The organism is Nocardioides alkalitolerans (assembly GCA_038184435.1).
Lineage (GTDB): Bacteria > Actinomycetota > Actinomycetes > Propionibacteriales > Nocardioidaceae > Nocardioides > Nocardioides alkalitolerans_A.
Genome location: CP116227.1, coordinates 2,040,085 through 2,052,656 on the forward strand (window position 1 = coordinate 2,040,085; position 12,572 = coordinate 2,052,656).

11 protein-coding genes and 2 riboswitches are annotated in these 12,572 nt (G+C 75.9%); of the genes, 7 read left to right on the forward strand and 4 right to left on the reverse strand.

All coding sequences use genetic code 11. The annotated features are described in order from the left end of the window. Positions 1–38: 38 nt before the first annotated feature. Positions 39–1,490 (forward strand): DUF222 domain-containing protein, encoded by a 1,452-nt coding sequence (locus PIR53_09810; protein ID WZH54267.1) that lies wholly within the window; start codon positions 39–41, stop codon positions 1,488–1,490. Positions 1,491–1,574: 84 nt separating this feature from the next. Here PIR53_09810 and PIR53_09815 read toward each other — a convergent pair whose 3' ends face one another. Further along, positions 1,575–1,991, reverse strand: a complete 417-nt coding sequence (locus PIR53_09815) for an NUDIX domain-containing protein (GenBank protein ID WZH54268.1) — start codon at positions 1,989–1,991, stop codon at positions 1,575–1,577. Positions 1,992–2,001: 10 nt separating this feature from the next. Beyond that, positions 2,002–2,430 (reverse strand): hypothetical protein, encoded by a 429-nt coding sequence (locus PIR53_09820; protein WZH54269.1) that lies wholly within the window; start codon positions 2,428–2,430, stop codon positions 2,002–2,004. Between the two features lie 59 nt (positions 2,431–2,489). Further along, positions 2,490–2,663: riboswitch (cobalamin riboswitch) on the forward strand. 25 nt (positions 2,664–2,688) lie between these two features. Here PIR53_09820 and PIR53_09825 point away from each other — a divergent pair. The 6 genes from PIR53_09825 (at position 2,689) to PIR53_09850 (ending at position 10,230) form a co-directional block, all read left to right on the forward strand. Continuing rightward, positions 2,689–4,797, forward strand: a complete 2,109-nt coding sequence (locus tag PIR53_09825) for a magnesium chelatase subunit D family protein (protein ID WZH54270.1) — start codon at positions 2,689–2,691, stop codon at positions 4,795–4,797. Then, positions 4,797–5,411, forward strand: coding sequence for a cob(I)yrinic acid a,c-diamide adenosyltransferase (gene cobO, locus PIR53_09830; protein ID WZH54271.1), 615 nt, complete (start codon positions 4,797–4,799; stop codon positions 5,409–5,411). Before PIR53_09825 ends, cobO begins: the two co-directional genes overlap by 1 nt. After that, positions 5,408–7,942, forward strand: coding sequence for a cobyrinate a,c-diamide synthase (locus PIR53_09835; protein WZH54272.1), 2,535 nt, complete (start codon positions 5,408–5,410; stop codon positions 7,940–7,942). Before cobO ends, PIR53_09835 begins: the two co-directional genes overlap by 4 nt. Next, a riboswitch (cobalamin riboswitch) is annotated at positions 7,925–8,077 on the forward strand. It overlaps the preceding gene by 18 nt. Before the next feature lie 41 nt (positions 8,078–8,118). Then, positions 8,119–8,337, forward strand: a complete 219-nt coding sequence (locus PIR53_09840) for a CbtB-domain containing protein (GenBank protein ID WZH54273.1) — start codon at positions 8,119–8,121, stop codon at positions 8,335–8,337. A 13-nt stretch (positions 8,338–8,350) separates the two neighbouring features. Then, complete coding sequence (locus tag PIR53_09845; protein WZH54274.1) at positions 8,351–9,253, forward strand: CbtA family protein; 903 nt, start codon at positions 8,351–8,353, stop codon at positions 9,251–9,253. Then, positions 9,253–10,230 carry a cobalamin biosynthesis protein gene (locus PIR53_09850; GenBank protein WZH54275.1) on the forward strand — a complete coding sequence of 326 codons (978 nt, stop codon included), beginning with the start codon at positions 9,253–9,255 and terminating at the stop codon, positions 10,228–10,230. Before PIR53_09845 ends, PIR53_09850 begins: the two co-directional genes overlap by 1 nt. 85 nt (positions 10,231–10,315) lie before the next feature. Here the strand turns inward: PIR53_09850 and PIR53_09855 are convergent, their stop codons facing one another. Further along, entirely contained in the window at positions 10,316–11,056 is a 741-nt protein-coding gene (locus tag PIR53_09855) for a cobalt-precorrin-6A reductase (GenBank protein WZH54276.1), read from the reverse strand. Further along, positions 11,053–12,558, reverse strand: a complete 1,506-nt coding sequence (locus tag PIR53_09860; protein ID WZH54277.1) for a cobyric acid synthase — start codon at positions 12,556–12,558, stop codon at positions 11,053–11,055. Before PIR53_09860 ends, PIR53_09855 begins: the two co-directional genes overlap by 4 nt. Positions 12,559–12,572: the final 14 nt, after the last annotated feature.

Below are 12,572 nucleotides of genomic sequence, written 5' to 3' on the forward strand. Positions count from 1 at the left end.
GGTGGTGATCGCACGTCTGTTCGACTAGAGTCAGAGGCATGGATCGGGGGACCCAGACGACGGCGACCGCGTTGATCGACGCGCTCCGCGAGCGCACTGTTGCCGCTCGTGTGGCGGAGGCGGCTGCGTTCGTCGCGGTGGGCGATTGGGCGGCTGCGCACACCTCGGATGCGGTGGTCGGGGATCCGATCACGGTGCTGGGTGAGTGGCACGGAGCCGAGCACGCCGAGGCGTTGGCGGGCGATCAGTTCCTCGAGCTGGGTGGTCCTGGTTCGCCGGTGGTGGCGGAGTTCTGCATCGGTGAGGTCGCGGCCGCCCGTGGGTGTTCGTTCGATGCTGCGCGGCGGCTGGTGGGGGATGCGGTCGAGCTGCGCTGGCGGCTGCCGCGGGTGCATGCGCGGGTCGCGGCGGGTGAGGTCGATGTGTGGCGGGGCCGGCGGATCGCGCAGGCCACGCGAACGCTGACGTTCGAGGGCGCGGGGTTCGTCGACCGGCACGTCGCGTACGTCGCGGGCAAGGCCACCGGTCCCGAGGTCGACCGGCTGGTGGCCGAGGCGGCAGCTCGGTTCGACCCCGAGACCACCGAAGCCGAACGCCACGCGGCTGACGGCGACCGCTACCTGGCGATCGACCTCGGCGACCTGGCCTACGCCGACCCGCTGACCGGGACCCTGCGCGGCACCGTGAACGTCCACGGCTCCCTCGACCTCGCCGACGCGCTCGACCTCGAACGGACCGTCGCCCACATCGCGCGTCAACTGGGTGAACTGGGGTGCGACCCGAACCTCGACGTACGCCGCTCCATCGCCCTGGGCGAGATCGCCCGACGGTGCGACGGGGTCGCGACGTTGGAGTTCGACGCCGGCGAGCCGGCCACTCCGACGCGAACGCGCCGCGAGGTGGTGCTGTTCGTCCACCTCGACCGAGCCGCCATCACGGGTGTCACGACCGGCGCCGGCCCCGGCATCGACGCCTGCACCGGCATGACGGGCATCGACCTCGCCCGGCTCGACACCCCGGGCGCGCCTCGGGGGGCCGTGACGGTCGAGCAGGTCCGGGCCTGGTGCGGATCGCCCGACACCCGCGTGACGGTCAAGCCGATCATCGACCTCAACCACGACGACGCCGTCGATGGCTACACCCCACCCGCCCGCATCGCCGAGCACGTCCGTGCGCGTTGGCCCAGGTGCGTCTTCCCCTACTGCACCCGCTCCTCGCGGACCGCCGACCTCGACCACTGCGACGCCTACGAACAAGACGGCCCACCCGGCCAGACCTCGACGCGGAACCTGTTCCCTCTCTGCCGACGCCACCACCGCATGAAGACCCACCGCGAGATGATCACCGGCAACAGATGGACCTACCGCCCCACCGACCCCACCCAGAACGAACCACCAAACGCCCTCCTCTGGACCAGCCCCCTGGGCCTGCGCTACCTCGTCGACCGCGACGGCACCCACCCCTGGCCCGACGACCCGGAACCCGGCTGACAGCAGGCATCAACCATCCCGCCGCCCGCCCACACACCCGTGGCCGGGCGGCGCAGCATGCCCCCACCACGCATGCAGCAGAGGTCAGACCGCGGGCGGCCGCCCCAACAACACCGGTACGACCTGGTGCTCGAGCAGCGGTGCCAGCGGCAGGTCCGCAGGCAGGTCCTCGGGGTCCACCCACCGCACCTCGGCGATCTCGGCGCACGCAACGGGCTCCCCCAGTGCGCGGGCGGTGAACACGGTCGACTCGAGCGTCGCCCCCGGCTCGTTGGCGGCTGCACCGCGGAACTCCCCGAGCAGCTCGACGTCAGCGAGCTCGACGCCGACCTCCTCGCGGATCTCCCGGATGGCGGCGTCACGCGCCGACTCACCGGGCTCCAGCTTGCCGCCGGGCAGCATGAACCGCGCCGTACCTTCCTTGCGCACACTCAGCAGCCGACCGCGGTCGTCGCGGAGGCAGACGGCCGCGACGACGAAGTGGAGGGTCTGCTCGGGCACGACCGGCAGGCTACCGGGCCTGGCCGCGCCCAGGAGGGTCGGTGCCCCGCACCACGACGACAGCACTGGCGGCCGCGACGGCCGCCCCGACGAGCGCGAGGAGGGCGGGCCACCACCACGCCCGCGAGGGGACCAGGGTGGCCGGGTCCTCGGGGTCCATCCATACGGTGACGGACCGGTCGGGGTCGCGTGCCAGGCAGGAGGCCCGTGGTGGCAGCAGTGAGACGGTCCGCTCGACGCCGTCCGGCGTCAGCACCCGCGCGGACGTCACGCACCCCGGCTCGCCCACCGTCACCCCGGTCAGGGGGACGTCGGCGCGGACGCGGTCCACGGCGTCCTGGCCGAACAGCACCGCGGCGGAGCCGAGGACCAACCCCATCGCCAGTGCGAGCAGCCGGACGACGACGCCGCGCGACGTACGCCCGCCCCTCTCGTCCACGCCGCAACGATGACAGAGCCACCTCGACCACCACGACCGCCGACGGACCGACCCGACTAGGGTGAAACCGATCGTGAGGTGCCCCGCGAGCGCGGTCCGGAGAGACAACCGGGACGCGCGGGGAGAATCTGGGAAGCCGGTGAGAGTCCGGCACAGGGCCCGCTGCGGTGACCGTCGCCTGCTCGCGCAGGACGGCGGAAGTCCGAAGACCGGCCTCGCGACGCATCCATCCGATGGCAGAGCGAGCGGGAGCCCCACATGCCACAGCACTATCCCTTCACGGCCGTCGTCGGCTCCGACGACATGACCCTCGCGCTGCTGTTGACGACGGTCAGTCCCGAGATCGGCGGCGTCCTCGTCCGCGGCGAGAAGGGCACGGCGAAGTCGACCGCGGTCCGCGCGCTCGCCGCCGTCCTGCCCCCGATCGACGTGGTGGCCGGCGACCGCTTCTCCTCGGACCCGACCGACCCGAGCCCCCTGTCGCCCGACGCCCCGTTCGCGCCCGACGCCGGCGTCGAGACCCGCCCTGTGCGGCTCGTCGAGCTGCCCGTCGGCGCCACCGAGGACCGCCTCCTCGGCTCCCTGCACCTGGAGAAGGCGCTGTCGGCGGGCGTGGCGGAGTACGAGCCCGGCCTCCTCGCCCGCGCCCACCGCGGCATCCTCTACGTCGACGAGGTCAACCTCCTCCACGACCACCTGGTCGACCTGCTGCTCGACGCCGCCGCGATGGGCCGCGCGACCGTCGAGCGCGACGGCGTCTCCGTCGTGCACGCCGCACGGTTCGTGCTCGTCGGCACCATGAACCCCGAGGAGGGCGAGCTCCGCCCCCAGCTCCTCGACCGCTTCGGCCTCACCGTGGAGGTCGCCGCGCCGCGGGAGCCCGCGCTGCGCACGGAGGTCGTACGGCGCCGCCTCGCCTTCGACGCGGACCCCGCCGCCTTCGCGGAGCGGTACGACGCGAGCGAGGCCGCCCTGCGTGACCGCATCGCCGCCGCCCAGGTGCTGGTGACCGAGGTGGCGCTGGGCGACGGTGCCCTGGCGAAGATCGCCGAGGTGTGCGCCGCGTTCGACGTCGACGGGCTGCGCGCCGACATCGTCACCGCGCGCACCGCCATCGCGCACGCCGCGTGGAACGGCCGCCGCCACGTGCTCCGCGAGGACATCCGGGCGGCCGCCCTGCTGGCGCTGCCGCACCGTCGCCGCCGCAACCCCTTCGACGCGCCCGGCATCGACGAGGAGCTGCTCGACCGCATCCTGGGCGACGACGAGCCCGACCCCGACCCCGAGCCCGAGCCCGAGCCACCCACCGAGCCCGAGCAGCCGCACCAGCCCGACCAGCCCGGCCCCGAGGACGGCCCGTCCGAGGGGGGACCGGAAACCCCGGGCGACACAGCCCCACCGCCCACCGACGGTGGCCCCTCGCGCGAGGCCCCGCAGGACACGAGCACCCCGGCGGAGGCCTCGGACAGCGCGGACAGCGCCGACCGCCCCGACAGCGGGACCACCCCGGGCAGCGCCGAGGTCACGATGGTGGGAGCGGGCGCGCCGTACCGTCCCCGTCTGCTCCGCGTCGCAGGCACCGGCGAGGGCGAGGCGGGGCGCCGCTCCCGGGCGATCACGTCCAACGGCCGCCGGATCGGCAGCACGCCGGGCACGGGCGCGGGCGGGATCGACCTGCCGGGCACCGTCCGCGCGGCGGCTCCCCACCAGCACGGCCGCGGCCGGCGGAGCGGCGCCCTCGTGCTGCGGCCCAGCGACCTGCGCGGCGCGGTGCGCGAGGGCCGGGAGTCGAACCTCGTGCTGTTCTGCGTCGACGCGTCCGGCTCGATGGCCGCGCGCAAGCGCATGCAGCAGGTGAAGACGGCGATCCTGTCGCTGCTGATGGACGCCTACCAGCGGCGCGACAAGGTCGGGTTGGTGACGTTCCGCGGGCTGGAGGCCGCGCTGGTCCTCCCGCCGACCGGCTCCGTCGAGGCGGCTGCCCGCCGGCTCGAGGACCTGCCCGCGGGCGGGCGCACCCCGCTCGCCGAGGGCCTCCTGGTCGCTGCGGACGTGCTCCGACGTGAGCGGATCCGCGACCCGCGCCGCCGTCCGCTGCTCGTGCTCGTGACCGACGGCCGCGCCACGGCGGGCGCCGACCCGGTGGCGCGCTCCCGCCAGGTCGCCGCCTGGCTGGCCGACCAGGGCATCGAGACGGTGGTGGTCGACTGCGAGGCCGGTCCGTTCCGCCTCGGGCTCGCCGCCCGCCTCGCGGTCGAGCTGCGCGCGACCCACCTGCCCGTCGACGAGGTCAGCGCAGAGGCCCTGGCGGGCGTCGCCCGCGCCGCCACGGCGGCGTCCGGAAGCGGCCAGCGGGGGGTGGCCTGATGCCGAAGGGTGTCCCGCTGACCGTCCCCGACGACGGCCTCACCACCGCGCAGCGCCGCAACCTGCCGCTGCTCATGGTCAACACCGGCGACGGCAAGGGGAAGTCGACGGCCGCGTTCGGGCTCGCCATGCGCGCCTGGAACCAGGGCTGGGACCTGGGGGTCTTCCAGTTCGTGAAGTCCGCCAAGTGGCGCATCGGCGAGCAGACGGTGCTCGAGCGCCTCGGCCGGCTCCACGAGGAGACCGGCGAGGGCGGTCCCGTCGACTGGCAGAAGATGGGCTCCGGCTGGTCGTGGAGCCGCAAGGAGGGCTCCGCCGAGGACCACGCGCGCGACGCCGCCGAGGGCTGGCAGGAGATCAAGCGCCGGCTCGCCGAGGAGCGCCACGACCTCTACGTGCTCGACGAGTTCACCTACGTCATGGAGTGGGGCTGGGTGGACGTCGACGACGTCGTCGAGACCCTCGCGAACCGGCCCGGCCGGCAGTTCGTCGTCGTCACCGGCCGCCGCGCCCACCCGCGCCTCGTCGAGATCGCCGACACCGTGACCGACATGGGCAAGGTGAAGCACCAGATGGACCGCGGCCAGAAGGGCCAGCGAGGGATCGAGTGGTGAGCACCGGCAGCACCGGGAGCACCACGCTCCCCCGCCTCGTCGTCGCCGCGCCCGCCTCGGGCCACGGCAAGACGACCGTCACCGCCGGCCTCATGGCGGCCCTGTCCCGCCGCGGGCTCGAGGTGTCGGGCCACAAGGTCGGGCCGGACTACATCGACCCCGGCTACCACGCGCTCGCCACGGGCCGCGTCGGCCGCAACCTCGACCCCCACCTCGTGGGCGAGCACCGCATCGTGCCGCTCCTCCTCCACGGCGCGCGCACCCCGCGGCCCGCGGACGTCGCCGTCATCGAGGGCGTGATGGGGCTCTTCGACGGCCAGATCGGCGGCGACGGCTTCTCCTCGACCGCGCACGTCGCCGGGCTCGTGCAGGCGCCCGTCGTGCTCGTCACCGACATCTCGTCGGCCTCGCGGACCGTGGGTGCGGTGCTGGCCGGGCTCGCGTCGTACGACCCCGGCGTCCGCGTCGCGGGCGTCGTGCTCAACAAGGCGGGCTCGCCGCGGCACGCGGAGGAGGTACGGCGCGCGGTCACCGGCGTCGGCATCCCGGTGCTCGGCGTGCTGGGCCGCGACGACGCCATCGTCGCACCGAGCCGCCACCTGGGCCTCGTGCCCGCCGCCGAGCGGGGCGACGCGGCCACGGCCCTCGACCGGCTCGCCGCGCAGGTGGCCGAGCGGATCGACCTCGACGCGGTGCTGGAGATCGCGCGGAGCGCCCCCGACCTCGACGCGGAGCCCTGGGACCCGCGCGCGGAGGTCACGGCCCCGAGCGGCCCGCCGACCACCGAGCGCCCCCGCATCGCCGTCGCCGGCGGCCGGGCGTTCACGTTCACCTACGCGGAGACGACCGAGCTGCTCGAGGCCGCCGGGTGCGAGGTCGTCGTCGTCGACCCCACGAGCGACAGGGCGCTGCCGGAGGGCGTGCAGGGCATCTACCTCGGCGGCGGCTTCCCCGAGATGCACGCCGCCGCGATCAGCCGCAACGCCGCCCTGCGCGACGACCTGCGGTCCGCCGTCGCCGCCGGCGTGCCGACGGTCGCGGAGTGCGCGGGGCTGCTCTACCTGGCCGACCGCCTCGACCACGCGCCCATGGTCGGCGCGCTGCCCGCGACCGCGGCCATGACGGGCCGGCTGTCGCTGGCCTACCGCAGCGCGACGTCCGCGACGCCGACCCTGCTCGGTCGTCCCGGCGAGACCGTGACGGGCCACGAGTTCCACCGCACCCGCGTCGATCCGCCGGCCGGCACGGGCGACACGCACGACCCGGCCTGGACCCTCGAGCCCACGGCGGCCCACCCCCGCACGGACGACGGCTACGCGACGGCGACGCTGCACGCGTCGTACCTGCACGTCCACTGGGCCGGCCACCCCCACCTGGCCCAGCGGTTCGTCGACGCGGTGCGGGCGGCGCAGCCCCACCGGGGCGACCGTGCGGGCGCGGCGCCCCGCGGACCCGCGCCCGTCGTGACGGCACCCACCGACGCGCCGCGCGACCCGCTCCGCCACCACGGCGACGTGGAGACCTCGGCCCCGGACGGGACGCCGCTCGTCGACTTCGCGGTCAACACCTACGACGCGCCCCCGCCACCGTGGCTGCTCGACGCGCTGCGGGCGTCGCTGGAGGACGTGGGGGCCTACCCCGACGTACGCCGCGTGCGCGCCGTCGAGGCCGCCATCGCCCGGCGGCACGGTCGCGACCCCGCCGAGGTGCTCGCCGTCGCCGGGGTCGCGGAGGCGTTCACGCTCGTGGCGCGCGCCCGCGCCTGGCAGCACCCGCTCGTCGTGCACCCGCAGTTCACGGAGCCCGACGTCGCGCTCGCCGCGGCCGGCACCTCGGCGCGCCACCTCGTGACGCGGGCGGAGGACGGGTTCGCGCTCGATCCGAGCCGGGTGTCCGAGCAGGCCGACCTCGTCGTCGTCGGCAACCCGACCAATCCCACCGGTCGGCTGCACCCCGCGGCGACGCTGCGCTCCCTGACCCGGCCGCAGCGGCTCGTCGTGGTCGACGAGGCGTTCATGGACGCCGTACCGGACCAGCGGCACGCCCTCGCCGACGCCCCCGTGCCCGGCCTGCTCGTGCTGCGGAGCCTCACGAAGCTGTGGGGCATCCCGGGGGTGCGGGCGGGCTACGTGCTCGGAGAGCCCGCCGTGCTGGACGCCCTCCGCGCCGTGCAGACCCCCTGGTCGGTGTCGTCGGCCGCCCTCGCCGTGCTGCGCGCCACGACGGAGCCGGAGGCGCTGGCGGAGGCCGCGGCCCGGGTACGCCGCCTGGCCACCTGGCGCGGCGTCCTCACCTCCGGCCTCGACGACCTCGGCATCCCCCACCTGCCGGGCGCGGCGCCGTTCGTGCTGGCCCGGCCGGGCGCCGGGGTGCGCGAGGCGCTCCGCGTCGACGGGTTCGCGCTGCGTCGCGCCGACACCTTCCCGGGTCTCGACGCGAGCTGGGTGCGGATCGCCGTGCGGCCCCCCGAGCGGACCCGGCCGATGCTCACGGCGCTGGGGGCGCTGACGAGCGGCGTACCGATGCTCTAGGGTGCGCGTGCGGGCCCGATGAAGCCGGTGTGATTCCGGCGCAGTCGCGCTACTGTGACGCCCCTCCTCGCAGCACCAGGACGATCCCTGGCGGCGGAGGTGGGACGGAGCCAGACCTGACGGCCCGCTTCCATCCCCACGACCAGGGACGCACGTATCCCTGAGGAGGAACGACCATGTCGATCTCTGCTCCCCTGCCCGCCTCCACCGACGTCGAGGCGCCCTCGATCCCGCTCCGCGCGCTCGCGCCCTGGGCCCTGTTCTTCGGCCTCCTGGCCCTGCTGGCCCTCTTCTTCGTCTCCGCCGACCAGGGCGCGGTGTCGATCCCGGCCGGCACGGCGATCCACGAGTGGGTCCACGACGGCCGGCACCTGCTCGGCTTCCCCTGCCACTGAGGGCGGGTCGACGATGACGACGATCCAGGGGACCCGTGCGCCCTCGTCCGGGCGCACCCTGCTGACCCCGCGTGCCCTGCTGGTGCGCGGACTGCTCGCCGGCCTCGTGGCCGGCCTGCTCGCCTTCGCCGTGGGCTTCGCCGTCGGCGAGCCGGCCATCGACGACGCGATCGCGCTGGAGGAGTCCGCCTCCGCCGGCGCTCCGGTCGACGAGCCCGCCGCGGACCACGACCACGCCGAGGGCACGGCGGCGCACTCCCACTCCGACGCCGGCGCCGACGGAGCCGCGGACGAGGGCCACGCGCACGGTGAGTCCGGCCCGAGCCGCACCACGCAGAAGACCGCCGGGCTGCTGACCGCCACGGTGGTCGTCGGCACTGCGCTGGGCGGCCTCGTCGCCCTCGTCGCGGCGGGCGTCATGGGTCGCCTCGGTCGGCCCGGGCGACGCATCCGTCCCGTCGAGGCGGTCGCGCTGGCCAGCGTCCTCGGCTTCGTGGCGGTGGCGCTCGTGCCGTGGATGAAGTACCCGGCCGCTCCCCCCGCCGTCGGCTCCGGCGACACGATCGGCGAGCGCACCGGGCTCTACTTCGCGTTCCTGCTGGTGTCGGTGCTCGCGGCGATCGGCGCGACGTACCTGGGCCAGCGGCTGTGGGGCAGCGTCTCGCCGTTCGCGGGCGTGGTCGGCGGTGGGCTGGCGTACGTCGCGGTGGTCGGCGTCGCGGCCGCCGTCATGGCGCCGGTCAACGAGCTCGGGGACTTCCCGGCCGACGTGCTGTGGGAGTTCCGGCTCTCGTCGCTGCTGACGCTGGCGGCGCTGTGGGCCGGCATCGCCGTGGTGCTCGGTGCGCTCGTGGGTCGTCTCGTGGCGGCCGACGACGCCGACCGGGCCCGTCGGGACCTCGCGGCCTCGCTCTGATGCCCCGACCGTCCCGCGGTGCGGCACGGGCCGCGGGGCTCGCGCTGGGGGTCGCGCTCGACCGGCTCCTCGGTGACCCCCGTCGCGGTCACCCCGTCGCCGGCTTCGGCCGGGTGGCGGGGGCCCTCGAGCAGCGGATGCACGCCGACTCCCGGGCCCGAGGCGCGGCGTACTCCCTGCTCCTCGTCGGCTCCACGACCGTGCTCGGGGCGGCCGTGGAGTCGCGGGCCCGCCGTGGCGTGCCCGCGCTGGAGACCGTCGCCGTCGCGGTGGCGACGTGGGCGGTGCTCGGCGCGCGGTCGCTGGACCGGGAGGCGGCGGCGGTGCAGGAGCTGCTGGTGGCCGGTGACCTGGCGGGGGCGCGGCAGCGGCTGACGCACCTCGTGGGGCGACGGACCGCCGAGCTGTCCCCCGAGGAGGTCGCCCGCGCCGTCGCGGAATCGGTCGCGGAGAACACCTCCGACGCGGTCGTCGCGCCGCTCGTCTGGGGCGCGGTGGCCGGGGTGCCGGGGCTCGTCGGCTACCGCGCCGCGAACACGCTCGACGCCATGGTCGGGCACCGCAACGCCCGGTTCGAGCGCTTCGGCTGGGCGTCGGCGCGGCTCGACGACGTGCTCAACGTTCCGGGCGCGCGGTTGGCGTCGCTGCTGGCGGCGGCGTGCGCCCCGCTCGTGGGCGGGCGGCCCGGGGACGCCCTCCGGGCCTGGCGCCGCGACGCTGGCGCGCACCCCTCCCCCAACGCCGGTCCGGTCGAGGCGTCGTTCGCCGGCGCGCTGGGGGTCAGGCTCGGCGGGCGGACGGTGTACGGCGCTGCCGGTGCGCCCGCGCGCGTCGAGGACCGCCCGGTGCTCGGCGACGGCCGCCCGGTCGAGGTCCGCGACATCGCCCGCGCCCGCCACCTCGCCCGCCTCGTCGACCTCGGCGCTGCGGGGGTGGCGGTGGTGGCGGCGTCGAGTTGTCACGTACGCCGCGTCTGAACACGCCGAGTTGTCACGTACGCAGCGTTCGGTCCCGCTGCGACGCTGCGTACGTGACAACTCGGCGCGCCGAACCCGACGCGCCTCAACCGGAGGGACGCGCAAGCCAGGCGAGGGCGGAGGGGACGTCGGGGGCGAGGGGGCCGGGGTGGTGGGCGCTCGGGCGGCGCACCACGACCACCGGCAGGTCCAGCTCCCGGGCCGCGTCGAGCTTCGCCCGGGTCAGCGGGCCGCCGGAGTCCTTCGTCACCAGCACGTTCGCGCCGTGCTCCGCCAGCAGCGCCCGCTCGCCCTCGAGCGTGTACGGCCCCCGGTCGAGCAGCACGCGCCACGTGGCCGGCACCGCGATCTCCGGCGGGTCCACCACCCGCGCCAGCACCGCCGCCGCGCGCAACGGCTCCACGCACTCGTCCAGCCCCTGCCGGCCGATCGTCAGGAACGGCCGCTCGCCGATCCCCGCCGCGGCCCGCGCCGCGCCCGCCACGTCGTCCACCCAGGTCCACCCGTCCGCCCCCGGCAGCGCCGCCCACCCGGGCCGCTCCAGCCGCAGGAGCGGTACGCCGCGGGCGGCGCAGGCCGCGACCGCGTTCGCCGAGATGACCCGGGCGAAGGGGTGCGTCGCGTCGACGACCGCCGCGACCTGGTGCTCCTCGAGCCACCGGCCGAGGCCCTCGACGCCCCCGAACCCCCCGACCCGGACCTCGCCCACGGGCAGCCGCGGACGGGCGACCCGACCGGCGAGCGACGACACCACGGTGCGGCCGTCCGCGACCAGCCGGGCGGCGAGGTCCCGGGCCTCGGCGGTGCCGCCGAGCACGAGGATCACCGCTCGCTCCCCGGGGGCAGCAGCCGCAGGTCGGCGGGCGGACCGGACGCGACCAGGTCCAGCAGCGCGTCGACGTCGAGGTGCTCCTCGACGAGGTCGCCGAGCAGGTCGAAGCGACGCTCGCGCGCGGCCGCGAACGACACGTCCGACGGAGTCCACGCGACACCGACCGCGGCGCCCACCTCCCGCAGCAGCGCCCGCCGCAGGCCGTCGGACTCCAACGACCCGTGCCACATCGTGCCAAGGACCGCCCCGGACCGAGCGCCGCCGAGGAACTCCTCATCACCGCCCCGGGTGATGCGTCCGTGGTGGATCTCGTAGCCCGACGCGGGCTCGCCCAGCGCCGTACCGGTCGGGAGCCGCAGTGTCTTCTCGGCGTGGAAGGTGGTGGTGACGTCGAGCAGGCCCAGGCCCGCGACGTCCGCCCCGGGTGCGCCCTCGACGCCCTCGGGGTCGTGCACCCGCGTGCCGAGCATCTGGAATCCGCCGCAGATGCCGAGCACCGGCCGGCCCTCCGCGGCGTGCGTGGCGATCGCCCGGTCGAGCCCACGCTCGCGGAGCCAGGCGAGGTCCTCGATGGTCGCGCGCGTGCCGGGCAGCACGACCAGGTCCGCGTCGGCCAGCGCCGCCGCCGACGACGCGAAGACGACGTCGACGCCGGGCTCCAGCCCGAGCGCGTCGACGTCGGTGAAGTTGCTGATCCGCGGCAGCCGCACCACCGCGACCCGCAGGGCGGCGCGACCGTCGCCCGCGCGCCGGCCGGCCAGGTCGAGCGCGTCCTCCGAGTCGAGCCAGACGTCGGGCCGCCAGGGCAGCACGCCGTACGTCGGTCGCCCGCTCAGGCGCTCCAGCTCGGTCAGTCCCGGCGCGAGGAGGACGGGGTCGCCCCGGAACTTGTTGACGACGAACCCCGCCACCAGCGCTTGGTCGGCCGCCTCCAGCAGGGCGACCGTGCCGTGGAACGCCGCGAAGACACCCCCGCGGTCGATGTCGCCCACCACCACGACGGGCATGCCCGCGTGGCGGGCCAGGCCCATGTTGACGTAGTCCCCCGCCCGCAGGTTGATCTCGGCGGGGCTGCCCGCCCCCTCCGCGACCACGACGTCGTAGCGGGACGCGAGGTCGTCGTACGCCGCGTGCGCCGCCTCCGCCAGGTGCCGCCGACCGGTCTCCCAGTCGGCCGAGGAGACCGTGCCGCCGGGGCGCCCCATGACGACGACGTGGCTGCGCCGCTCACCGCCCGGCTTGAGGAGCACCGGGTTCATCGCGGCCTCGGGCTCGGCCCGCGCCGCGAGCGCCTGCGTCCACTGCGCGCGCCCGATCTCGGCGGTCTCCGCGCCGCCCGGCACGCGGGCGCACACCATCGAGTTGTTCGACATGTTCTGCGCCTTGAAGGGCGCGACCCGCAGGCCGCGGCGCGCGAACGCACGGCACAGCCCGGTGGTGACGACCGACTTCCCGGCGTCCGACGTCGTCCCGGCGACCAGCAGCGACCCTCGCACCGGGCGAGGCTATC